The organism is Paeniglutamicibacter terrestris (assembly GCF_012271785.1).
In the GTDB taxonomy this organism is placed as follows: Bacteria; Actinomycetota; Actinomycetes; order Actinomycetales; family Micrococcaceae; genus Paeniglutamicibacter; species Paeniglutamicibacter terrestris.
The window spans coordinates 1,211,519-1,235,189 of record NZ_JAAWVT010000001.1 but is presented as its reverse complement, the minus strand read 5'-3'; the positions used below and the strand labels follow the sequence as shown (position 1 = coordinate 1,235,189).

Below are 23,671 nucleotides of genomic sequence, written 5' to 3'. Positions count from 1 at the left end.
ACAAACCAACAATGGGGCCGCGGTGGGGCGAATGGCAGAAGCCGGACGCCCCACCGCGGCCATGTCTGTATCAGCGACTACTGCGTGGCGGTGCCATCAGAGACGGCGGACGAGCCTTCCGCGGGCTCCCTACCGGTGGCCACAGATGAGCCTTTGAATCGTTGGCGCTGACTTGCAGAGGCAAGCGACCGACCGACCACATCTGCACAGTAGCCCAGTCCGAAGACCAGCATCAACCCCGGAATTCGTCCTGAGTTCAAGGAGGTGTGCAGGGCAGAAACCTGTTCAGAAAGGATAGGAATCGTATCCGCGACGAACCAACCGTTCACCACTTGTTGCTGTGGAGCTCCTTCGGTGGATTTATCGTTGGCAGTCTTACTGAATTCAGCGACGGTCATGTCACCTGACCAGTCGGACGCTTCACCGCCAGTGGGAGCCGCAAACCATACGGTGACTGCGGCGATGGCGACGAGGAGCCAGACGACCGCGCGGTAGGCGTGTGGGTCAAAGTGTTTTTGGCTTTTCGGTCGTCCGGATAGTTGGGCCATCGCACGATTCGATGATCCCGAACCGTGGTTGAGGGCACCGATAAGGCGGTGCACTGTCGGCGTGTTATTGGATTCTGACATGGAACATTTCCTTCGCGAGTGAAGCCAGCAACCTTTTAGTTGAAAAGGCAACCATTGAATGAGATGAGACTACATAGAAGCGCCGACATTTGTGTAGTGAGAATCATTTTCGACAAGACTGGTTTGATAAGCCCCCTGCGTCTGGGCCGGTGGCGGAGGGTCCGTGTCTTTGGTGACCGATCTGACCAGCAGAGATGCTTGCCTCCGATCCGTGGCGTGTGACATCGTGGAATCATCCCGACAGGGGATTCCGGACGATGGGTGCCGTACCCGGTGTGCGACAAGACGGCCCGCGAGGAGTCTTGTCATGTCCTGGTTCATTCTTATTCTTTCCGGCGTTCTTGAGGCTGTCTGGGCTACGGCGCTGGGCAAATCCGAGGGATTCACTAAAGTAGCGCCCACCATTGTTTTTGGGGTGGGACTGCTGTTGAGTATGGCCGGTTTGGCCTATGCGATGCGCGATCTGCCCGTCGGTACCGCTTACGCCGTGTGGGTGGGGATCGGCGCGACTCTGACGGTGATCTACGCGATGGCCACCGGCATGGAATCCATCTCGATCCTGAAAGTGATTTTCCTGCTGATGATCGTTGGTGGCGTCGTGGGCTTGAAGTCCCTGCACGCCTAACTGTCTGGTGGATCGAGAATTCGCTCGATCGTGATTCTCCGCGATCTCAGCGCGGAAGCGGCCCCGACTTCAACGCTCTCTGGTGAGAACCGACGACGTCTGACTGCCAAGATTTTCGGGTTAAAAGCAGCGGCCCGGCAGAAAACCATCATGGTTTCTGCCGGGCCGCTGGCGTTGGTGACTAGGCGTCGTGGTCGGTTTCCAACACGCCAGCCAAGGATTCGAGGATGGCTTCAGCGCCCTCACCCTCGGCACGGAGTACTACCTTGGTGCCGTATTCGGCACCCAAACCCATGAGCGAAAGGATGCTCGAAGCATCCAACGCGTCCTCGATCGGCTCGCCTTCCAGGGCGATGGTGACCTCGAGCGGCTGGTCGCCTGCGGCCTCGGCGAAGATGGCTGCCGGACGGGCGTGCAGGCCGACGCGGCTGGCGATGGTGGCGATACGTTCTGCCATGGTAATTCTCCTTGATTCTGGTGTTCGTTATGGGTTAATGCGGACTTGAGAAAGATTAGAGTCCGAAGATATCAAGCTCGGGAAGCTCGTTGCGCACGGCATTCCTGGCGTCATCGGCCGAAGCCGCGTTCAGAGCCAGCTGTGCGATGCGTTGGGCTCCGGGAAGATCAACGGTCTTGAGAATGGCCGCAACAGCGGGAAGAGCGCGGCGGTTCATGGACAGCGTAGCCACCCCGAGCCCGACGAGGACAACAGCCAGTGCCGGGTCGGCCGCGGCCTCGCCGCATACTCCGACAGGGCGCGGTCCACTTTCAACGGCCGCACCTCCGTCGCAGGTCGCCTTGATCAGGTGAAGCACCGCCGGCTGCCACGGATCGTTCAGCGCGGCCAATGCACCGAGCTGACGGTCTGCTGCCATCGTGTACTGGGTGAGGTCGTTGGTGCCAATGGACGCGAAGTCCACCTCCGCGCAAACCTGCCGTGCCAGCAGTGCTGCGGAGGGAACCTCAACCATGACCCCGGGCGTCTTGAGCCCGGCATCCTTGCACATGGCCGCGAATGCCGCAGCCTCCGCCGGGGTGGAGATCATGGGGGCCATGGTCCAGACATCGGCATCCGAACCATTCGCGGCCTGGGCGATGGCCTTCAGCTGCCGGTCCAAAACACCCGGGACAGAGCCGTCGGTGCGGTACCCGCGCACACCCAAGGCCGGGTTAGGTTCCGAATCATCGGTGAGGAAGGGCAGCGGTTTGTCCGCACCAGCGTCTAAGGTGCGAACGACGACCTTGGAGCCGCCAAACGCATCAAACACTGCCTTATACGCGCTGACCTGCTCCTCATGAGAGGGCTCGGTATCCCGGCCCAGGAAGCAGAACTCGGTGCGCAACAGGCCAACACCCTGGGCTCCGGCTGCGGCTGCTGCCTGCGCATCGGAGCCAGAACCGACATTAGCCAGCAGGGGCACCGCATATCCATCCTTCAGCGCGCCGCTGCCGCTGAACTCCGGCAGGGCAACACGGGAAGCGTAGGCCTGCGCCAGCGCTTCTTCCTCGGCACCCGGTGCGCGCACCACGGTGCCATCGATGCCATCCACAAAGAGGATGTCTCCGTCGCTAAGCACCGTGGTTCCGCTGGCCGCGACGATCGCTGGCAGACCGAGCGAACGCGCGATGATCGCGGTGTGCGACTGCGGTCCGCCGTCACTGGTGACCAGGGCCAGCACGCGTGCCGGATCGAGGGTTGCGGTGTCCGCCGGTGCTAGGTCAACGGCGCAGAGCACAAATGGCTCGTCGCTGTCCGGGATACCCGGTGCCGGGACGCCGCGTAGTTGCGCGACAATCCGGGAGCGGACATCAAGGACGTCGGTGGCGCGTTCGGCCATGTAACCGCCCAGGCCGGTAAGCTGCATGGCGACGGCTTCCGCCGCCTCCCAGATGGCTGATTCCGCGTTGGTTCCGGAGGCCACCAGCTTGGTGGCCGACTTCAGCAAGGTTCGATCCGAGGCCATCAGTGCCGTGGCCTTCAGGACCGCTGCTGCGTCACCGGTGGCGGCGGCGGAGCGTTCCTTTAGTCCCGCGGCGACCGCCGCGGTGGCCTGGGCCAGTCGTGCCGATTCTTCTTCGATGCTGACTCCGGCGGGCAGTGGAGCGCCGTCGGCGGGGGCGATGATCGGATCGGGCATCCGACGGACCGGGCCAATGACCCGTCCGGCGCTGACCCCGACTCCGGCGAAAGACTCGCTCATGCTGCCACCTTCTCCTGAGCTAGATCTGCTGCTGCGATCGGAGTCTTGCGGGCGTATCGCTTCAGGGCGATAACGGCGAGGGCGCTGATGATGGTGCCCACGATAATGGAGACCACGAACATGGCGAGGTTACCGATGGCGAAGAAGACGAAGATCCCGCCGTGCGGCGCCTGAGAGGTGACGCCCAAGCTCATGATCATGGTTCCGGTAACACCGGCACCGAGCATGCTGGCGGGAATCACGCGCAGCGGGTCGGCAGCGGCGAACGGGATGGCACCTTCGGAGATGAAGGCGGCTCCCAGCAGCCAAGCTGCCTTGCCATTTTCGCGTTCGGCGGCGGAGAAGAGGCGACGATCAAGCGAGGTGGCTAGGGCCAGAGCCAGCGGTGGAACCATGCCCGCAGCCATGACGGCTGCCATGATCTGCCACGGTGCCTGGTTGGCTGCTGCGCCCGCACCCAGACCAGCAACGGCGAAGGAGTAGGCCACCTTGTTAACCGGACCACCCAAATCGAAGGCCATCATCAGGCCAAGGATCAGACCAAGCAGGGCTGCAGCAGCACCGGACATTCCCGACAGCCAGCTGTTCAAACCCGTGGTCAACGACGCGATGGGTCCACCGAGCAGCAGGAACATCAGACCCGAGGCAATGATGGAACCCAACAGTGGGGTGATGACCACCGGCATCAGACCGCGCATCCAACGCGGAACGGACCAGGAACCGATCCAGCGGGCAGCAAGTCCGGCGATCAAACCGCCGACGATGCCACCGAGGAATCCAGCGCCCATGAAGCCAGCCACCGCACCGGCGGTAAAGCCGGGTGCCAGACCCGGACGGTCGGCAAAGGCGTAGGCAATGTAACCGGCCAGCGCCGGGACCAGGAAGCTCATCGAGAGCGCGCCGATCTTGAAGACGACGGCGCCGAGGTACACGCCCAGCGGTCCGAACTTGGCATCAAGGGTTGTCACCATGTCCGCGCCGGGCAGGTTGAAGAGGGTATTTGCCGCCAAGATGTCATCGGCCACGGTGGTGATGGCGTATCCGCCGAGCAGGAAGCCCAGCGCGATCAGTAGACCACCGCCGGCAACAAACGGGATCATGTAGCTGACGCCGGTGAGCAGTGCGCGCTTCAGCGCCGCTCCGACGCTTTCGCGTCCACCACTCGATGAGGAGGAAGCCGCATCGGATGATCCGCTAGCTGCCGGGACTCGGCGAGCGTTCGGATCTTCGGCCGCGGCCAAAGCCTCGGCGATCATCACGGCCGGCTCATCGATGCCACGCTTGACCGGAGACTGGATCAGCGGCTTGCCGGCAAAGCGGGACTTGTCGCGCACATCAACGTCAACCGCAAAAATGACCGCATCGGCGGCGGCAATGACGGCGGGGTCAAGCGGGGTGGCCCCGGAGGATCCCTGGGTCTCGACCTGCAGGTCTACGCCTACCTCGGCGGCTGCTGCCACGAGGGAATCGGCGGCCATGTAGGTGTGCGCGATGCCGGTGGGGCAGGCGGTCACGGCGACCAGGCGGCGCTGGCCCGCGGGGGCCGGTGCGCTGGGAGCCGCGGTGGCCGGTGCGGATGCTTCGGCCGCGGGAGCCGGAGTGATCGCGGCCTCAACCAGCGCCACGATCTCTGCCGGGTTCTGCGCGGCACGCAGTGCGGCCGTGAAGTCCTTCTTGACCAGCGAGCGGGCCAGTTTGGAAAGCAGCTTCAGGTGTTCCTTGTCGGCACCATCGGGGGCGGCGATGAAGAAGATCAGGTCGGCTGCGCCGTCCTTGGCACCAAAGTCGACGGCCGGATTCAGCCGGGCCATGGCCAGGGTTGGGACGGTGACGGCAGTGGAGCGGCAGTGGGGAATGGCAATTCCGCCGGGAACGCCGGTGGCGGTCTTGGATTCCCGGGCGACCGCATCGCCCTGCAGGGCGACGACGTCGGTGGCGCGGCCTTGAGCAACCACGCGTTCAGCGAGCTTGGCAATGACCTCGGTGCTGGTTCCTCCAAGGTTCGCATCGAGCAGGACGAGCTCTTCGGTGATGAGAGAGGTCATGGCTTTCCTTCGGTGGTGAGCGGAGCGGAGAGCGCGGCGACGGTTACGGCGCGCGGGTTGGTGTGTTCGGGGGCGGGGATCGTGGATCCGGGCAAGGAGACGGCTGCGGATCCATGGGCGACCGCCTGGCGTAGACACTCGGCGGGTGCCAAGCCTTGCGCGTCGGCCAAGAGGTATCCGGCCAAGGCCGAATCTCCCGCACCGACGGTGCTACGCGCGGTGACCGGTGGGTGGCGAGCGTGCCAACTTCCCGATGCGGTCACCAGCACGGCCCCCTTGGAGCCGAGTGTTGCCAGCACGGCAGCAGTGCCGTGGCTGATGAGCCGTCCGGCTGCCTCCACAACTAGCTGGGGGTCGGCCTCGAGGGTTTCTTCGGTGCCTTGCCCGGTGAGCTCGGCGAGTTCCTCGGCATTGGGCTTAATCAAATCCGGTGCGCATTCGGGCCCTGCGGCAAAGAGGGCGATCAGTGGTGCGCCGGAGGTGTCTACGGCGATGCGTGGTGCCCGTGATCCCAGAGTGCGCCGGACCTCGGCCACGAGCGTGGCGTAGAAGCTATCGGGCACACCTGGGGGCAGGGATCCGGCCATGATCAACCAGTTGGCCCCATCGGCGGCCAGCAGTACCTGATCGATCAGGGCGCGTTGGTGGTTGTTATCCAGCAGCGGGCCCGGGGCGTTGATCTTGGTGGTGGTGCCGTCGACCTCGGCTAGGGTCAGATTGGTGCGCAGGGCCTGACCGATCGGCAGTGCCACGTGCGGCAGTTCGCAGTCAATGAGTCCAACGATCACCGGATCATGTGGATCTCCGGGTAACACCGCAAGCGTCGGGACGCCAGCGGAGGCCAGCGCCCGTGCCACGTTGACGCCCTTGCCGGCCGCCTGCGAGGTCAGTGACTGGGCTCGTTGGACGCCACCGCGCTGTAGCGGGTGGCTCAGCTCGATGGTCCGGTCCATGCTCGGGTTCATGGTGAGGGTGACGATCATGCCAACACCACCTCAACGTCGGCAGCCTCAAGGGCTGCTGCCAGATCGGCGTCGGGTGCTGCGTCGGTAACTAAGGTGTCGATATCGGCCAGCGTGGCGAAGCGAACCAACGCGGTTTCACCTAACTTGCTGGAATCTGCCAGCAGTACAACGCGTCGGGCGCAACCGACGATGGCCGTTTTGACTGCAGCTTCGAGGGAGTCGGGGGTGCTGAGACCGAAGGTGGCGTCCAAGCCGTTGGCGCCGACAAAGGCAATGTCTGGGCGTAATCCGTCCAGCTGGGCAAGTGTGTGGTTGCCGGTGGCGGCGCTGGTCAGTCCGCGAACCCGCCCACCAATCAATTCAAGCTGCATCGTGGGGGAGATCCGCAGGGCGATGGGCAGCGCGTGGGTGATCACCAGAAGTTCGGCGGCCCGTTGGGAAGCCAGTTCGTCGGCCAGTAGGCCAGCAAAAAGTTCGGTGGTGGTTCCGGCGTCAAGCACGATCGATGTTGCACCCTGGGGGAGGAGCTCGAGCGCCTTGGTGGCGATGCGCTGCTTGGCTTCGTGGTTCTGGGTAGTGCGGGCCGTGTGGCTTTGTTCGGCGGTACTGGTTTTTGAGGCCACAACGGCTCCACCGTGTACTCGACGCAAGACGCCCTGCTGCTCGAGCTGGGCGAGGTCGCGACGAACGGTTTCACGTGTGATGCCAAAGCGCTCGGACAGATCGGCGACTCCGACCTTGCCCTGCGCGGCGAGTTGCTCGGTGATGAGACGGTGGCGTTCTTCGGCAAACACTGTGTGGGCCTCCGGGTAAGGTGATGCGAGTCACGGCGATCTGTGTTCGTACGACTTTAGGGGCATTCCTAAGGCAATGTCAACACAAAACCACATAAAAACAGAAAAACACAGATTGGCGACCTCGACGCACTCCCAACCTTCCGCATAAAGAGCAAGGGGCCGTCTCCTGCGGGAGCTCGTCTCTCTATCTTTGGGATCGGCGATCGTCGGCGCTCTTTGGGATATCCCGGGCTTGAGGGCCAAGGTGCCGCATGGTCGGATAACTAGCAGGCAGGGAGGTATTGGGAGGCACTCGATGTCGTGACGAGCGGCTCACGACGCGGGTACAGCACCGAAAGGAATAGGTATTCCTCCCCGAGGATACGCAGCAGAATTCTAGTTCCTCCTCGTTGCCGGTCGCGTTATACTCGCCAAGACCCCTGTGTATGAAAAGTGGTGGACTCATCAGTTCCTTGTTAGCAAAGACCGCAACTAATCCAGCATCATCGGGCCGCCGCGCTGCCCAGATGGATATGAGCGCGAATGTGCCTGAAGAAGCACTGGCGATGGATCGGGATGAGATTCTGCGCGGCTGCGCGCATGAGCTGTTCTCGATCAAGGGCCTCGGAGTGCCACTATCGGAGATCGCCAAGATCGCCGGTGTTGGAGTTGCGACGCTCTACCGCCGGTACCGTGACAAGGATGTCTTGATTTTGGACGTCTACCGTCGGCCCATGGTCGACAGGGTGGATTTTGCTGTCGCCGCGAATAGCTATACCCATCCCTGGGAAGGAATTGAGTATTTTCTCCGCGTGACCTCAGCTCAGTTGGCCGCAGACCGAGGAATGCGAGAGCTAATCCTGGGTGGTTACGTCGGCAGTGCCGGATGGGCCCGTGGGTCCACGCCAGAGGAACTGCTCGCCGCGCTGAGTGAAATGGAAATAAAGCTCACCGGGCAATTGGAATTGCTGGTCGAGCGAGCACTCGCAGCGGGCGTGGTCCGTGATGATTTCCGGCATACTGACCTGCTGCTCATGATGGCCATGGTCCACTCCGCAGTGCCCGTTGACGCTCCGGACCGAGCAGAGCTGAGCCATCGCGCACTGCAGCTATTGATTGAGGGGATACGGCCGGCTGCCTGAGTGTGTGCCCACGTGATGGTCAATAGTGCCGCATATCACGTTGGGTCCGGGAATTGACTGCGACATTGCCTCGTTCACTTTGATTGATACGTCAAACTTTCCGCGGTGACCGCAACGAGTAGCCACCGCGGCCCCTCAACAATGGGAGATTTCATCATGGCAACCACCGTCCTCACCCTCGTCGGATCTCTGCGCAACGGTTCGACGAACCGCCAGCTCGCCGAAGCCACCGCATTAAACGCACCTGACGGCGTTGACGTTAACGTCTACTCCGGACTGGAGAACCTCCCCTTCTACAATGAAGATCAGGACGTTGAAGGCCAGGTTCCGGCCGCTGCCGTTGAACTGCGCGCTGCTGCTGCGGAAGCGGATGCCTTGCTGCTCATTTCCCCGGAATACAACGGCACCATGCCTGCCGTGCTGAAGAATGCCATTGACTGGCTGTCTCGCCCGTTCGGCGCTGGCGCCCTGAAGGATCTTCCATCGGTGGTCATCGGAACCGCATTTGGTCAGTACGGTGGCGTCTGGGCTCAGGATGAAGCCCGCAAGGCACTGACCATCGCCGGCGCCAACGTTCTCGAGGACGTTAAGCTCTCCATCCCCAACTCCGTGGTCCGCTTCGCCGAGCTCCACCCGAAGGATGACGCTGAGGTTGCCTCCCAGGTCGCCGAGGTGCTTCAGGGCATTCGTGCGGTAGCCGAAAGCAACTAATTTTTAGTCGAAGGTTTTCTCGCTGACCCCAGTCGGTCTGTGAGTTATTGTGTGGCCGGCATCCGAAAGGGTGCCGGCCACACGCTTTTCTAAGCCCCGAACTAAGCGAACCCCCTTTTTTACGGGCGCAGCATCTTGTTAACCAAGATCGTGTCGATCAACGTTCGTTTTTGCGACTCGTCACGATCGGTTTGACCGTAAGGTAGTTGCTTGTTTTTTTGGAGCCCTTTTGTGGCTCAAATAGCGCTCACCGTATCGCTGCGCGTTTTCGGCCTCGAGTCGAGCACATTCTCAGTTTCGATCATTACGCAAGTAATAATATTTACCAATTATTGAATTTTACCGGCCATATTATGTTCAATAAGTTTAACTTTGCTGCAGGACGAGGAAGGCAATTTGCTTGGATAGGCCAGATTATATGACCAGCATTTTCGGAGTCGAGAAATATAGTTACGACTGTCTTATTGGCCATTTATGTTCGGTCTAATGTAGGGCGTGTGACAATGCGTAATGAATCGGTAATGGTGATTCCGTAGTTCAACTAATACAACGTAATATCGGTGAGGTTCGACGACACTTTTCCGATCAGGAACCTGATCCATCAAGGGCAAATTTCTTGATCGTATTGTCAATTGAGTTTCCAGCTTTCGTAAAAGGCAAAATAAACTTCTGTCCGATTTAGACCTAGAAAACGTCGCAAGAGAAATCACAAAGAAGTCGCCATTGTTAACAGTTTCGTCCGGCCCGTGCCAGCTGTGGTCCTAGCGCTGGAGGCGCCGTAGCAAGTGCGTCGAATGCTCTGGGTCCCCTGAAAGATTCGAACCAGTTTTGGTGGAGCGGACGAAGCCTCGCCTCGAATGGATCATCTTCGAGTAGCCGTCCAGCAATGAAACAACGTCAAAACACGCCTCGTAGCTAGTATGTAGCCATGAATGACGTGATCACGCTGCGTTTCCTTGCCGCCCCTACTGATGTTTCCGAAGACGGGGTCACGGTGCAAGCTGGACGTGTTCTCGAATGGATCGACAAGGCCGGCTACGCCTGCGCCGTCGGTTATTCCGGGGGCTATTGCGTCACCGCTTACGTCGGAAACGTCCACTTCACTCGGCCCATCGAAAATGGCGACCTGATCGAGGTCACGGCACGGATTGTGCACACCGGGCGCAGTAGCATGCAGGTTGTTGTCACCGTCGACGCTGCTGACGTGCGTGAACGAGTCTTTAGGCCCGCCATGGACTGCATTCTGGTCTTCGTGGCGATGGACGAAAATCGTCGGGCCAAGACCGTCCAGCAGTGGGTGCCCCTCGACGCCGAAGGTGCCCAGCTGGCCCAAGGGGCCGCTGATCGTGTGGCCGTGCGTGCTGAAATCCGCGACGCCATGCGGGCCCAGGAATACACGGATGCTGGCACCGCGCCGCGAGAGAAATTCCGCTTCTTGGCCTCGCCGAGCGATGTGAACTGGGGCGGGAACGCGCACGGTGGGATCGTCATGCGTTGGATCGACGAGGTCGCTCGGGCCTGCGCCATGGGCTGGTCCGGCAAAGATGCGGTGGCCGTCTACTCCGGTGGCATCCACTTCATGAACCCCATCCACATTGGCGACATTGTTGAACTCGAGGCCAGATTGATCCACACCGGCCCGCATTCGATGCATATCGCCGTGCATGTGCGAGCGCGGGATCCGCGCGAAACCCAATGGCGCGATACGACGCAATGCATGACCATCTTTGTTACCCGCGACGAGTCCGGGCGAGCTTCCGAGGTGCGGCAGCTGGTGCCCGTCAACGAGGAGGACAAGCGCCTGGATGCTCACGCCGTGGACCTGATTTGCCGGCGCGCCGAGCTGGCCCCGTTGGGGTTTGTCACGGCGCGCGTGTACTGAGGCAGCTGCTACCTCTCCGCTGACGGGTCCTGCCGGAGCGCGTCGTCCCGGCGGGTGCCCAGGGATGCGGTGGCAACGGTTTTCAGCCCGGGGTGCGCAGGGTTGTTATCCCGAGCCACGCCTGCGAGCCAGCACAGGGCCAGCCCGTCTGCGCTGGCCTCTAGGATGGCCAAGTTGTTGTCGAACCAGGGCCCCTTGATGAGTTTCCAGGCAAACGGTGGGTTCGGCACGTGCGCCAAAGACGCCATCCACGCACCGAAAGGGACCGCTGGCCCGAAGGCTAGGGCCGCGGCAAAGTAGCGCAGGAAGGGTGGCAGTGGATTGCGGATCGGGGAACAAACGGCCTGCCGGATCCGGCTGCCGCCCTCACGATCGACCTCGGAGATGTAGGAGAAGTGCACGTCCCCCGAGAGAAACGTGACGGTCTGCGGGGCGGGTCCGCGTTTGCCGTCGGCAACCTCGGTGGCGAATCTGGCGACCTCCTGGAAGCTGCGCTGGAACGCGGCCCAATGTTCAAGATCAAAACGTCGGCGCAACCGCTCGCCCAACCACGCCCGCAGCCGCCCACGGTTGGGGTCAGAGATGGCTTCGTCCCAGGATTCCACGTGGTGCAGGCCCATCGGCAGCAGGAATGGCAGCGAGGTGCCAATGAGTAGGTGGCGGAATCCGCCACGCATCTGCCCATCTAGCCAGGCACGTTCCACAGGATCAAGCAGGGCGCGCCGTTCGGGTTCGAGCTTGCGCGCCGCCCTGGAATCCACCACGATCAGGCGCACCTCATCCCAATCCCGAGAATAACTCCAGCTGTAGCTTTCCGGCACGGCATCCACGCGCTCCGCAAACTCGTCGAGGTCCGCCGAAAGATCGAACTCGCCGAGACCCGTGTGGTTCACGATGCGCTGCCACAGCGGATCTGCCGCCCGTTGAGTGGGCGAAAGGTTTCCCAGGTGCTGATAGATCCAGTACGAGCCGAGACCGGAAACAATACGCTCGTGCCACCAACCGGTCTTCTGCATCTTTTGTTTCCAGCTCAGCGAGGAATTCCAGTCGTCGCGGATGTCGTGGTCATCAAAGATCATGGCACTGGGCAGGGTTGAGAGCAGCCAGCGATTGGCAGGGTCCGACCACGCTAGGCGATACAGGTGGGCGTATTCCTCGAAATCCTTCAGCTCGGGCCCTGGCGCTTCCTTGATGTTGCGCCGTCTGCGGATAAATTCCTGCATTTCGTCGCTGGTGGAGTCCGCATAAACCTGATCCCCGAGGAACAGCATCAGATCGGGCCAGCGGCCATGTCCCGGTGCGGCCATGGACAGGGCATAGGCGCGCATCGCGTCGATCCCGTGGGTGCGATTACCGGATTCGTCATGGGAAACACTCGTGCGGCAGGATCCGAAGGCCAGCCGTGGTTCCTTGGCCGGATCCAGGGTGGAGATCATCGATCCGGGGAATCCGTCCTCGATGGGCCAGACAAGGTCGCCGTCGAGGTGCACCGTGTAGGAACGCAAGCTGCCCGCCTCCAGGCCCCAGACCTCGACCAGGGCGTAGTGGTGGCCGTGCGCCACAAAGGTCGCCGCCTGCCAAGCCTCCGTACCGGAACGAATTTCGACGGTGCAGGACGCGGCAGTTTCCACCCAGATGCTGGCGCTGGTGTTGTCAACATAGCGAAGCATCGGCCCAAGCAGCAGGCCACTAGCGATCACCGGCGGCGAGCCGGTCGGTGTAAATCCACTGCTCATCAGCATTCCCTCCGGTAGCGCCGGTGAACACCAGAATGGCACAACGGAATCGATCGGTATAGACCCATAGTCGGTGGACCTCGGGTGGCTGGCCCATGTCCTAGCCCTTGATCGGCGACGACAAGCGCCAACTCATGCACCAGAACCTCAATCTTCGCGGTCGCCGCGTGGTGGGACACGAGGCGCGGCAGATGCATAGGATGGGCTCATGAGTCCCTCCGCATATCTCCAAACCCGCCAGCGATTGATCGCCGCCACCCCGCATGAGATCTTCGACGTGCTCGCGAATCCGGCGATGCATCCGGTTATCGATGGATCCGGAACGGTTCGGGCAACTACAGGGCAGGTGCAACGGCTCGTCTTAGGCAGCGAGTTCGGCATGCAGATGCGCCTGGGCGTGCCCTACCGGATCAGCAATACCGTGGTCGAATACGAGCAGGACCGGGTGATTGCGTGGCGGCACTTCAGCGGGCACCGCTGGCGCTACGAACTAGAAGCCCATGACTCCGGGACAACCGTTAGCGAAACCTGGGATGCCAGTCGGTTGCGGCACAAATGGATGATTCGGCTCCTGGGCTTCACCCGGACCACCGGGCCGAACATGGAACGAACTCTCGAGCGGCTAGCCGCACTTTTCCCCGACGACGGACGGTAGCGCCGCGCCGCGCGGGAATGGGGGAACGCGCGCCGCGGGGCCGGAGACGGGGCATTGGCCGATCGACCTACTAGGCTGAAAACCATGACCCGCTCAACCGCCCCCGGCCCGCCGAAACGGGGAACCGCCCCGATGCGCATTTCTGTGCCCAGCCGCAGCGATGCCTTCCTGAAACGGTTCACGGAGGTCATCGGCGGCCCCCTAGGGAAGCATGCAAAACCGGGGATGACCACCCCGGGGTTCTTCACCATCGAACGCGTGCTGATCATTTTCACGATCATCGGCGTGCTACTTGCGGTACTGGCAAAAAATGCGTGCCGGCTTAACGGTTGGGGCGGTACCAACTCCTATCAATGGGCCTGTTATTCGGACTGGACGGCGTTATTCCATGCCCGTGGGTTCGCGGAGAATGCGTTTGCGCCCTTCGCTGACGGCGCCCAATTCGAATACCCGGTCCTGATGTCCGTGGTGGCATCGGCCACCGCAGCACTGATCCCACAGGGGGAATTCGACAGGGCCTTGGCCTTCTTCGATGTGAACCTGTTGATTGTTGCTGCCCTGTGGATGGTGGTGGTCATCGCCACGGCACGTGCAGCGGGCCGTCGCCCATGGGATGCCGCCATGGTGGCTCTGGCACCCGGACTGATACTCGCCTCCACCATCAACTGGGATATGTGGGCCGTTGCGTTCCTGACCCTGGCGATGCTGGCCTGGTCCCGCCAACTCACGTTCCTCGCAGGAGTGCTCATTGGGTTGGGCGCGGCCATGAAGGTCTTCCCATTGCTCTTCTTCGGAGCGGTGATCGTCCTGGCCATCCGCTCCGGGCGCTACCGGCCCCTGTGGGTGTCTTTAGCCGGGGCGGCCCTGTCCTGGGTGGCGGTCAATGCGCCCATGGCAGTGGCGAACTTCGACGCGTGGAAACACTTCTTCACCTTCACAGAGGACCGCGGCGCTGGCCTCTCCTCCTTCTGGCATATTTACAACGTCACCGCCGCCGAAGTTCCGGGGATGAATACGCTGGATGCCGGAGTGATCAACGTGCTGGCCATGGGACTCTTTGTGGCCTGCTGCGCCGGCATCGCTTTCCTGGGCTTACGAGCCCCGGTGGCACCGCGACTGAGTCAACTGGTATTCCTGATCGTCGCGTCCTTCATCATGTTCAACAAGGTCTACTCCCCACAATTTGTGGTGTGGCTGATCCCATTGGCCGCTCTCGCCTGGCCGAAGTGGAAAGACTTCCTGATCTGGCAGCTTTTTGAGGTATTGCACTTCTGGGCGATCTGGATGTACCTCTATGCCACCACCGCCGACATTCAGGCCTCAAACGCGTTCCCGACGTCCTTCTACGTACTTGCCGTGCTGGGGCACATGATCGCCACCGGGTGGCTCATGTACAGGATCTGTGCCTCGATGTTTGACCCCAGGCTCGACCCCGTGCGCCGATCCGGACAGGTAGATCCGCAGGCCGGCGCCTTCGCCGGCGCCCGGGACAGCTTTGTCCTACGGAGCACCCGTGGCCTATGACGTGGCGGTGGTGGGCGCCGGACCCAACGGGTTGGCTGCGGCCCTAACCATGGCCCGGGCGGGACTCTCGGTCAGGCTGCTGGAACGCAATAGCACGATCGGCGGCGCGGCCCGCACCCAAGAACTCGGCTACGCAGGAGCGATCCACGACTTGGGCTCGGCGGTGCACCCCATGGCGTTGCTCTCCCCGTTTTTTGCCGAGATCGGGTTGGCCGAACGCGTGAAATTTGTTCTCCCGAAGATCTCCTTTGCTCACGCGATGCCCGCGGGCCAGGTGGGGATCGGATGGCGGGATTTGGAGCGGACCGTCCAAGGATTAGGCCACGACGGGCCAGGCTACCGCAGGCTGCTGGAGCCGGTGGTCAAGCGGATGGAAGAGACCGCTGAGCTATTGCTGCATCCATTGCTACGCCGACCGCGAGAGCTTGAAGCGCTTGCTGTTTTCGGGCTGCGTGCGGCCCAACTGATGGTTCCGGGGCTGGGCACCGGGGAACTGGCCGCGGCGATGATCGCTGGATGTTCCGCCCACGCCGCTGGTGGCGGCAGGGGCCCGAGTGCCTCGGGCGCTGGGCTCTTCCTGGCAGCATCCGCGCATGCCGGGGGTTGGCCGATTCCGCTGGGCGGATCCCAAGTCATCTCCGACGCATTGGCTGCGATGTTTGTTGAGGCCGGTGGAAACATCGAACTAAACACCGAGGTCACCGATCGAGCCGAGATCCCGGAAAAGACCGTCATCTTTGATTCCTCACCCGAGGCGTTGGCCAAGATCGCAGGCAGCGCGCTGCCGCAGAAGTACTTGGAGATCCTCACTCGCACCCGTAGAGGACCGGGCTCGTGCCTGGTCCACTACGTGCTCAACGCCCCGGTCCCATGGCGCAATTCCGATTTGGCTCATGCTGGCACCATCCACCTCGGAGGCACCGCGGGGCAGATCGGACGCGATGAACGCCGGATCCGCACCCGCGTCTCCGCGGGCCCCTACGCCATCGTCTCGCAGCCCAGCGGCTTTGATTCCTCCCGAGCGCCTGCGGGCAAACACGTGCTGTGGGCCTATACCCACGTGCCCAACGGATACCCCGGGGATATGAGTGAGACCATGAATCGACAGCTGGAAGCCGTGGCTCCCGGCTTCATCAACACCATCGAGCATGTTCAAACCACTACTGCTCCCGGATTAGCGGTGCAGAACCCCAACTTGGTGGGTGGTGACATTTCCGGTGGGGCGACCGACCTACGGGGCATGCTGGCACGCCCCGTACTCTCGCCCGATCCGTGGCGGACCCCGGCCAAGGGCATCTATCTCGCCTCCAGTTCCACCCCGCCGGGACCAGCGGTCCACGGCATGTGTGGCTATTTGGCCGCACAAAGCGCCCTGCGCCACGAGTTCGGAATTTCCTTGTAAACGCGAGACGTTCAACCAAGCAAAGTATAGGAATTTTCTTATACGGCCACATAGGCCCCTATAGGCCGCTAGCTTCCACTAGGGTTTGGGACCTTGAATGGAGTCGGTGACCCTAGTCTGCAAAGTGTTGGCGCTCGATGTAGGCGCTCATGCCCGGTACGGTGAAGGCGACACGTCCATGGTCTGGTGAAAAGATGAGCCCCTTTCCAATTAGTTGCGCACGAGTTGGGCCTAGGTTTTGGACGGCTGTGCCAAGTCTCGTTGCGACGGATGAGCTGGAAGAACCGTCTTCGCCATCTTGTGCCATGGCGGTCAGGTACTGGCGTTCCCTCGGTGTCGCTCGGTCCCAACGGGATGGGAAAAAGCCGGAATCGAGCCGTTGAAGCCCAATTTTTGATGCAATTTCAGCGTCGACGTCAGTGAATGGAGATTCTTGGGCCGCTTCCCACATTGCACTTCCGAATTCCTGGATGAAATAGGGGTACCGGCCAGAGACATTGAGGAGAACTTCAAGTGCCTCAGGGGAGTACTCCTGCCCAGCTCTTCCTGCCGGAATTTGGAATGAGTCGATTGCTTCCTTCGCTTCAAGCGTCCCGATGACCCGATAGTCGAAGAGACGCTCCGCATAGCTTCGTGCCTCTGCTAACCGTGAAGGGAGATTGGGGAGCCCGGCTCCAACTACATAAAAGGGCAGTTCCTCCTGACCAGCATGATGCTGCGCAGTAACCAAAGCTGACAGCAGCTCATTGTCGAGGTCTTGCATTTCGTCGATAAAGATGACGAAACCTCTGCGTAGAGTACGCATCGCCCTCGCCAAATCCTCTGTTAGATCCCGTAAATCGATTTCGATTTGTCCAGTACCAGCACGCGTGAGATCGGCTTCCACTCCGAGTGAGATGCCTTGGGCGCCCAGGCTGAGACTAAACGAGGTTAGGGTGCGCAGCATCTGCTTGAACTTTTCCCCGGCGTACGAAGATGTGGTGAATCGCCTAGCAGCAACTTGCAGTTCCCGTGCAAGCGTTTTGCGATTGTCGATGGAACCAGCGGCGCCGGGCCGGGCTTCGAGCTTCACCTCGAGCCATTCATGATGCCGTGCCATGCCGCGCAGCTTGTTCAGAAGTACAGTTTTTCCCACGCCGCGGAGACCGCCGAGTATCATTCCTCGCCCTTGGTATTGCAGTTTCGTCCGGGCAAGCAGCAGGTCAAAAGCTTCGATTTCGCCTTCCCTTCCAGCAAGAAACGGGGGTTGAAGACCAGATCCGGGGCTGTAAGGGTTGAGGGCAGGTTCCATGTCTAGGAGTATATAGATAAGTGTATGAAAATTTCTATACATACCTACACGCTGATATATACCGATATATGCTTGTTCGTATGCGCTCCTGAGTCTTGGTAGGGGAGACGCGTGGACTCAACCATTCGGTGGAGCCGGGTCACGGGGCACGGCGCTACGCTGGGAGACATGAGCGTTCCTGCCAACCCACCACGCCGCGGAGCCGGAGCGAGTCCCGTGGAAGAACCGGCTGCCTCGGCCGGTGAGATGGTGCTGCGCGTTTTACGGGTGGGCCTCCACGTCGGATTTGCCGCGCTACTCGCCGTCGGACTCGTGCGCGTATTGATCTCGGAAACGACAACGCAGCGCCGCGTCGCCGCCATCACCCTCGCCTTTCTGCTGGCGACGCTATATCTGGCCGGAACCATCGCGGAAAAACGCCATGCCGCAGGTCGGGCACCCAGTACCGCGCCCTGGGCCACGTGGTGGCTGGCCGGGGTCGTATTGCTCTGGCTCGTGCTGCTCTACCTGCACGCCGACTTCTCCTGGTTGGCGTTCCCGCTGTTCTTCCTCCACCTGCATATTTTGGGCCAGCGCCACGCGCTGGTTGCCGTCTCGCTGCTGACCTTTGCGGTCATCGCCGCCGGTTGGTACCACTCGGGAGCCCTTGCGCTGCCGCAGATCCTGGGTCCGATGCTCGGCGCGATCTTCGCGGTCATCATGGGCATGGCCTACCAGGCGCTGTATGCCGAGGGGGTCAACCAACGCCGGGCCCTGGACGAGTTGCGAACCACCCGTGCGGCGCTCGCCGAGGAACAACACCGCGCCGGGACTTTGGCCGAACGCACCCGGCTCTCCCGCGAAATTCACGACACCCTGGCCCAGGGACTCTCCAGCATCGTCTTGGTCTCCCGCTCCGCCGCCGCGGCTCTGGCCGCGGGGGATACCACCGCAGCCGCCGATCGACTCGAAACCATCGGTGCCACGGCCGCGGAAAACCTTGCCGAGGCGCGAGACTTCGTGGCCGATTTGTCCTCAGCTTCCGGCACTCAGTCGCTGGCCGGCAAGCTGCGCCGACTCTGTGCCAGCACCGAACGAAGCGCCACCGCGGCTGGCCACGGATTTCTTGTCAGCTTCCGCCAAGACGGCACGGCAATCGCCCTGCCCCCGCAGGTCTCCGCGGCGCTCATTCGTGCCGCCCAATCCGGGCTGGCCAACATTGGCGCCCATGCGCATGCCACACGTGCAGTGCTGAGCCTGGGATACCTTTCGGATGCCGTGACACTTGATGTGTTTGATGACGGGAAGGGCATGAGTCCCGGCGACATTCCGGCCAAACCACGCAGCGATGGCACCGGCTACGGTCTGGCCGGGCTACGCGAGCGCCTCGGGCTGCTCGGTGGCACCCTGGAGATCGAATCCGCACCCGGGGAGGGAACGGTATTGGCCGTTCGTATTCCGCTAAACACCGCAGAAAGCGACTCCTGATGCCTACCCTGAAGATCATGCTTGTTGATGACCATCCGGTGGTGCGTGCCGGCCTGCGCGCGGTGCTCACCGAACAGGGCGGGCTGCAGGTGCTGGCCGAGGCCGCCGATGGTGCCGCGGCACTGGCCCAACTCGAGCGGTTAAAAACCCTGGGTGAGCGCGTGGATGTGGTGCTCATGGATCTGCAGATGGATGGCATGGACGGAGCCACCGCCACCGCACGCATCCGGGCCATAAACGGACCTCCGGTGCTGATCCTGACCACCTACGACTCGGATGCCGACATCAGGGCGGCACTGGATGCCGGCGCCGCGGGCTATCTGCTCAAGGATGCCCCGCTGCCCGATGTGCTCGCGGCGGTCGAGGCCGCTGCCGCCGGGGCGCAAGTGCTCTCCGCCGACATCGCCGCGCGCTTCACCCCCGACGCGCGTGCCAACTCCACCGATCTGAGCCCGCGCGAACTTCAGCTGCTGCAGCTACTGGCCCGCGGACACAGCAACAAGGAAATCGCCGCCGACCTGTTCATCTCCCAGTCCACGGTCAAGACCCACCTGATCCACATCTATAACAAGCTGGGCGTGGAGAATCGTACGGCAGCCATCGACAGGGCTCGCAGTCTGAGACTCATTCGTTAGAAACGAGTGCTCAGTTAGAGCCCGTGTCCGGGCACCATTGCTTCCGGGCCATATTGCTGGGCAGTTCTGGTTCTCCCTCGGCCGGCAGGGAACAATCGATGATTCCGGTCTCGTTGTTCATCCAAGTGTTAACCGTTCCGAAGGCCACATGATCGCCGCACGATAGTGTGATCGGCACCGAAATTTCTTCAACCGCTTGGTAGCCCAGTGTGGTCCCAGGGACCTTGACGCCTTGGAACATATCTGCCACGGATTCATTCCCGAAGATGACCCCGGTGGTGGGATGCTCGATCACCTCGGAGATCTGCTCGGTGAAGCGATCCGACGGTTGCCCCGAACCCTCCCACACGATGGATGGGGCTAGGCTCCGTGTGAAGTACTCCGTCGTGGACCGCGAGCCGTCCTGGATCTTCAGCTCCATGGCGCCGATGATGCGCCAGCCCTTTTCCGCGGGCTCTGCATGGCTGATCGTGGGTTCACCGCAGTCGTCCCAACTCGTCGGTTCTGCTGCTGGGGTGGGAGTTGATGTCGTCTCCGAGGTGGCGGGGCTGGGGGTTGGCTCATCAAGCGGGACGCAACCGGTTAGCAGTAGCGCGGTCAGCGAGCCGACTAGGGTTAATCCTCCGAGTCCTGCGGCGCGCCAGGCATCTGACTTCACGATCATCCTTCTACCTACTGTTTCTGTTGTGTACTTGAGGTACAGATACCTGCGTACGGAGTTGAGGAACCCGACTCAGTGCGCCGACGGTGGGGTCCAGCCGCCGGGCTGAACCCAGGAATCGGGCGCCGTGAGTACCGGTGTCGGCGGGCGCGGCGTGCTGAATCGTTGGATGTGGCGCCGATTGGCCAGCCACAGAACCAGCAGCACAAATACGCCGGTGGTCACCGTCGAGAAGATCAGGCTTCCCAGGCTGCCCGCGGAGTCATTCACGTCGATCAGTCCGACCGCGCCCATCAAGAACAGCAGAACGTTATTGACCACGTGCAGGGCAATTGCCGCTTCCAGACCGCCGGTGCGCCAGGTGAGCCAACCCGCGGCCAGGGCGAACATTCCAACATCCAACTGTCCATAGATGTCGTAGTCGTGACCCAGCACAAAAAACGGAATGGGGAGCAAGATGGCGAAGGCGGGATGCCGTAACCAGCCTCCGATCAATTGCATCAGATAGCCGCGGAATACATATTCCTCGGCCGCCGCCTGGAATGGCACCAGCAAAAGCGTCAGTCCCACCATGAGCCACAGATTGGGGGCACCACCGCTGGGAGCCACCTCATAACCGGCGATGGAATCCACCAAGAAGGATAATCCGAAGCTCAATCCCAAGACTCCGAGCGCCACAGTCGCGCACCAGCCCAGCCAGCCCCAGCGGATTCTTCCCGTGACGGAGCTGAGTGATCCAACCTTTTGGACGTTCATCATCCGTGTTGCCCACAGGATGGCCGGCAGCATCAAAATGATGGAGATCATGGCGAAAACGAAGATGCTCGGTTCGCTCATATCCAGGTCTTCGGGGGAGCTCATCGCCGAGTCCAGCAGGGCCTCGAGCGCCGGGTCACTCAAGATGACAACAAAGAAACCGATGCTCGCGATGATCATCATCCCGATATAAAGACCCAGGGCGATGAGTCCAACCAGCAGGGGTTTGAACCAGCGATAGGCGGAGTAGGTGCGTGCCATGCGGTGGAAAGGCAGGGGCTTCGCCGGTGGAAGCTGAGCCACCGGGGCCGGAACCCAATAGGCGGGAGGCAGGCTCGGTGGCGGGTTCGCTCCCGGTGGCGGGAGGGACGGGATCGTGTTCATGACCCCATTCTGTATCACCGAGGCCCCGACGTGCCTCGACATTTCGGAGGATCTTTTCTCTCCCCGGTGGCGCCCTCGGGTGGTCCTATCGGCCGATGCCGCTGCCGCTTTGCCGCCGGTATCGTTGCAGGTATGACTACCGAGCATCGGCAGGGACGAGCGCGCAGCAAGCTGCGGCGGTTCCTGGCGCAGTTCTGGCGCATCGGGTTGGGTCTGATCATGGGGCAAATCGCCTATGCGCTCACCTATAGCGAATATTCACCCGATTCGGCGGTTGATGTTCAGGCCGTGGGGTCACTGATTTTCCTCGATATCCTCGGTGGGATCGTTGCCTTGGTGTTGTACCCCCTGCGTCATCGTTTCCCCGTTGTGATGGCAGCTAGTCTGGTGCTGCTTTCCATTCCGTCAACGCTGGCCATGCCCTTTGCGGGTTTGGCCATGGTGTCCCTGGCTACCAGGCGCCGGATGTGGGAAATACTGGGCATCGGAACCCTCTTTTTGCTGGGCATATTCGCCTCCGAGGCGTTGTTGGGTGTTGTGCTACCGATGCCCGATGAGGTGATCACCTGGTGGCAGACATTAATCGTGGGCATCGTGCTGGTGGGCCCGACGATGCTGATCGGCATGTATATCGGCGGCAAGCGGCAACTGGCGGACTCACTACTTGAACAGACGCGCAGTGCCCAGCGTGAACGGCAGGCGCAGATCCATGCCGCAAAGGCCGATGAACGAACTCGCATTGCTCGAGAAATGCATGATGTGCTGGCCCATCGACTCTCGCTTGTTGCCCTGCATTCGGGGGCATTGGAAATTCGCCAAGATTTATCGCCTGAACAGACGCGTGCCACGGCGGGGATCATCAGGGAAAATTCGCGCCTGGCTCTGGGTGAACTGCGCGAGGTGCTGGGCACGTTACGGGATCCGGGAACGCTCTTTGCTAATGAACTGGCTAGGCCGCAACCCACTCTGGGGGAACTGAACCAAGTCATTGCCGAAAGCCGCGCGGTGGGAACCGAAGTTGAGGTGGTGATGTCGCAGGCGACGAGCGACCGGCTCCCAAGCCTCACCCAATCCACCGGCCGGCATCTCTATCGCATCATCCAGGAAACGCTCACCAATGCACGGCGCCATGCCCCCGGAGAGCCGGTGACCCTGGAAATTGCCGGGGGCGCTGACGACCAGCTCCTGCTGCGGGTCTCTAATCGGCTTCCCGCGGGTCTTCGTGGGCAACGCCCGCCCTCCGGTGCCCCTGCCGCCGGGCTGGGTCTCACCGGTGTGACCGAAAGGGCGCGGTTGGCCGGTGGCGATGTACTGATTGATATGAAAAATGACGACGAGTTTGTGGTGAAGGTGTGGTTGCCGTGGTGAACCCAAATGAGTCGATTCGGATCGTGCTGGTTGACGATGAGAACCTCGTGCGCGTGGGATTGCGCATGATTCTTGAATCGGATCCGAACATTACGGTGGTCGGCGAATGTGCCGATGGCCGCGAAGCGGTGCGGATGGTTGCCTCGCTGGCCCCGGATCTGGTGTTGATGGATATTCGCATGCCCATCATGGATGGACTGGAATCCAGCGCGGAAATCTTGCGCCAGAACGTGGAACAAAAGATCCTGATTCTCACCACCTTTAACACCGATGACATGGTGCTCTCCGCTCTCAAGCTCGGGGTCAGCGGTTTTCTGCTGAAGGACACCCCACCCCTCGATCTGATGTCCGCGGTAGGGCAAGTGGCTGCCGGGAAAACCATGTTGTCGGAATCGGTAACCAAACAGTTGATCAACGTTGCCGGGTCTAGGCAGCCAAGTTCCCGCCGCGCCGAGGCCTTGGAGCGACTCGAACTGCTGACCGAGCGCGAACGGGAGATTGCCGTGGCAATGGCACGGGGACATTCGAACCCGGAGATCGCCAGCACGCTGTTCATTTCCTTGGCCACGGTGAAGACCCATGTCGGACGGGTCTTGGAGAAACTGAATATGGACAATCGGGTCCAAGTGGCGCTGTGCGTGTTTGAATCGGAAATGGACTGAGTCACCAAACGAGACGATAGGAGCCGAGCGCTCGGTTGACATCGCATCGATGACGTCCGCTGTTTCCCGTTAAACAGCATGCCCCACCGTTTAGTGGGGGCATGCTCGGCGCCGGGACCTTCACGGTGGTGCCGGGGAGGTGAGAAGCTCACCT

Annotated in this window: 22 protein-coding genes and 1 riboswitch; of the genes, 11 read left to right on the top strand and 11 right to left on the bottom strand. The window is 61.6% G+C overall.

All coding sequences use genetic code 11. The features are described from left to right. Positions 1-77: 77 nt before the first annotated feature. On the bottom strand, positions 78-629 hold the full coding sequence (locus HED64_RS05485; RefSeq protein WP_168151016.1) for a hypothetical protein: 552 nt from the start codon (positions 627-629) through the stop codon (positions 78-80). A 229-nt stretch (positions 630-858) separates the two neighbouring features. Further along, a riboswitch (guanidine-III (ykkC-III) riboswitch) is annotated at positions 859-924 on the top strand. Between the two features lie 12 nt (positions 925-936). Between HED64_RS05485 and HED64_RS05480 the strand changes: the two genes are divergently transcribed. Next, positions 937-1,254 (top strand): DMT family transporter, encoded by a 318-nt coding sequence (locus HED64_RS05480; RefSeq protein WP_168151015.1) that lies wholly within the window; start codon positions 937-939, stop codon positions 1,252-1,254. A gap of 181 nt (positions 1,255-1,435) precedes the next feature. Here the strand turns inward: HED64_RS05480 and HED64_RS05475 are convergent, their stop codons facing one another. From HED64_RS05475 to HED64_RS05455, 5 genes are read right to left on the bottom strand one after another with little or no spacing between them, the layout of a single operon-like run. Continuing rightward, a complete protein-coding gene (locus HED64_RS05475) occupies positions 1,436-1,711 on the bottom strand; it encodes an HPr family phosphocarrier protein (RefSeq protein ID WP_132360691.1) in 276 nt (91 codons plus the stop codon). Between the two features lie 55 nt (positions 1,712-1,766). Beyond that, positions 1,767-3,455 carry a phosphoenolpyruvate--protein phosphotransferase gene (locus HED64_RS05470; protein ID WP_168151014.1) on the bottom strand — a complete coding sequence of 563 codons (1,689 nt, stop codon included), beginning with the start codon at positions 3,453-3,455 and terminating at the stop codon, positions 1,767-1,769. Then, on the bottom strand, positions 3,452-5,500 hold the full coding sequence (locus HED64_RS05465; protein ID WP_168151013.1) for a PTS fructose transporter subunit IIABC: 2,049 nt from the start codon (positions 5,498-5,500) through the stop codon (positions 3,452-3,454). Before HED64_RS05465 ends, HED64_RS05470 begins: the two co-directional genes overlap by 4 nt. After that, positions 5,497-6,483 carry a 1-phosphofructokinase family hexose kinase gene (locus HED64_RS05460; RefSeq protein ID WP_168151012.1) on the bottom strand — a complete coding sequence of 329 codons (987 nt, stop codon included), beginning with the start codon at positions 6,481-6,483 and terminating at the stop codon, positions 5,497-5,499. Before HED64_RS05460 ends, HED64_RS05465 begins: the two co-directional genes overlap by 4 nt. Continuing rightward, complete coding sequence (locus HED64_RS05455) at positions 6,480-7,259, bottom strand: DeoR/GlpR family DNA-binding transcription regulator (RefSeq protein WP_132360683.1); 780 nt, start codon at positions 7,257-7,259, stop codon at positions 6,480-6,482. The genes HED64_RS05460 and HED64_RS05455 overlap by 4 nt, the downstream gene beginning before the upstream one ends. Before the next feature lie 527 nt (positions 7,260-7,786). Between HED64_RS05455 and HED64_RS05450 the strand changes: the two genes are divergently transcribed. The 3 genes from HED64_RS05450 (at position 7,787) to HED64_RS05440 (ending at position 10,976) form a co-directional block, all read left to right on the top strand. After that, positions 7,787-8,383 carry an SbtR family transcriptional regulator gene (locus tag HED64_RS05450; protein ID WP_168151011.1) on the top strand — a complete coding sequence of 199 codons (597 nt, stop codon included), beginning with the start codon at positions 7,787-7,789 and terminating at the stop codon, positions 8,381-8,383. A gap of 156 nt (positions 8,384-8,539) precedes the next feature. Then, on the top strand, positions 8,540-9,094 hold the full coding sequence (locus tag HED64_RS05445) for an NAD(P)H-dependent oxidoreductase (RefSeq protein WP_210149211.1): 555 nt from the start codon (positions 8,540-8,542) through the stop codon (positions 9,092-9,094). Positions 9,095-10,022: 928 nt separating this feature from the next. Beyond that, on the top strand, positions 10,023-10,976 hold the full coding sequence (locus HED64_RS05440) for an acyl-CoA thioesterase (protein WP_168151010.1): 954 nt from the start codon (positions 10,023-10,025) through the stop codon (positions 10,974-10,976). 8 nt (positions 10,977-10,984) lie between these two features. Here HED64_RS05440 and HED64_RS05435 read toward each other — a convergent pair whose 3' ends face one another. Further along, a complete protein-coding gene (locus tag HED64_RS05435) occupies positions 10,985-12,712 on the bottom strand; it encodes an alkaline phosphatase D family protein (protein WP_245325633.1) in 1,728 nt (575 codons plus the stop codon). Continuing rightward, positions 12,666-12,809 (bottom strand): hypothetical protein, encoded by a 144-nt coding sequence (locus HED64_RS05430; protein WP_168151009.1) that lies wholly within the window; start codon positions 12,807-12,809, stop codon positions 12,666-12,668. The genes HED64_RS05435 and HED64_RS05430 overlap by 47 nt, the downstream gene beginning before the upstream one ends. Before the next feature lie 111 nt (positions 12,810-12,920). Between HED64_RS05430 and HED64_RS05425 the strand changes: the two genes are divergently transcribed. The 3 genes from HED64_RS05425 (at position 12,921) to HED64_RS05415 (ending at position 16,293) form a co-directional block, all read left to right on the top strand. After that, entirely contained in the window at positions 12,921-13,367 is a 447-nt protein-coding gene (locus tag HED64_RS05425; protein WP_168151008.1) for an SRPBCC family protein, read from the top strand. Positions 13,368-13,451: 84 nt separating this feature from the next. Further along, positions 13,452-14,891 (top strand): glycosyltransferase family 87 protein, encoded by a 1,440-nt coding sequence (locus HED64_RS05420; RefSeq protein ID WP_168151007.1) that lies wholly within the window; start codon positions 13,452-13,454, stop codon positions 14,889-14,891. Next, positions 14,881-16,293: a phytoene desaturase family protein gene (locus tag HED64_RS05415; RefSeq protein WP_168151006.1), complete on the top strand. Its 1,413-nt coding sequence runs from the start codon at positions 14,881-14,883 to the stop codon at positions 16,291-16,293. The genes HED64_RS05420 and HED64_RS05415 overlap by 11 nt, the downstream gene beginning before the upstream one ends. A gap of 112 nt (positions 16,294-16,405) precedes the next feature. Here the strand turns inward: HED64_RS05415 and HED64_RS05410 are convergent, their stop codons facing one another. Beyond that, positions 16,406-17,584: an ATP-binding protein gene (locus HED64_RS05410; RefSeq protein WP_168151005.1), complete on the bottom strand. Its 1,179-nt coding sequence runs from the start codon at positions 17,582-17,584 to the stop codon at positions 16,406-16,408. A 246-nt stretch (positions 17,585-17,830) separates the two neighbouring features. Between HED64_RS05410 and HED64_RS05405 the strand changes: the two genes are divergently transcribed. Together HED64_RS05405 and HED64_RS05400 are read left to right on the top strand one after the other, a co-directional pair. Beyond that, positions 17,831-19,051: a sensor histidine kinase gene (locus HED64_RS05405; RefSeq protein ID WP_210149315.1), complete on the top strand. Its 1,221-nt coding sequence runs from the start codon at positions 17,831-17,833 to the stop codon at positions 19,049-19,051. Continuing rightward, entirely contained in the window at positions 19,051-19,686 is a 636-nt protein-coding gene (locus HED64_RS05400; RefSeq protein WP_168151004.1) for a response regulator transcription factor, read from the top strand. Before HED64_RS05405 ends, HED64_RS05400 begins: the two co-directional genes overlap by 1 nt. Before the next feature lie 10 nt (positions 19,687-19,696). On the opposite strand, the gene HED64_RS05395 is transcribed toward HED64_RS05400, so the two are convergent. Both HED64_RS05395 and HED64_RS05390 read right to left on the bottom strand, forming a co-directional pair. Next, complete coding sequence (locus tag HED64_RS05395) at positions 19,697-20,344, bottom strand: hypothetical protein (RefSeq protein WP_168151003.1); 648 nt, start codon at positions 20,342-20,344, stop codon at positions 19,697-19,699. Positions 20,345-20,419: 75 nt separating this feature from the next. Further along, a complete protein-coding gene (locus HED64_RS05390) occupies positions 20,420-21,487 on the bottom strand; it encodes a CPBP family intramembrane glutamic endopeptidase (protein WP_168151002.1) in 1,068 nt (355 codons plus the stop codon). Positions 21,488-21,619: 132 nt separating this feature from the next. On the opposite strand from HED64_RS05390, the gene HED64_RS05385 reads away from it, so the two are divergent. Further along, positions 21,620-22,855 carry a histidine kinase gene (locus HED64_RS05385; RefSeq protein WP_168151001.1) on the top strand — a complete coding sequence of 412 codons (1,236 nt, stop codon included), beginning with the start codon at positions 21,620-21,622 and terminating at the stop codon, positions 22,853-22,855. Then, positions 22,849-23,517, top strand: a complete 669-nt coding sequence (locus HED64_RS05380) for a response regulator (RefSeq protein WP_168151000.1) — start codon at positions 22,849-22,851, stop codon at positions 23,515-23,517. Before HED64_RS05385 ends, HED64_RS05380 begins: the two co-directional genes overlap by 7 nt. Positions 23,518-23,671 lie beyond the last annotated feature (154 nt).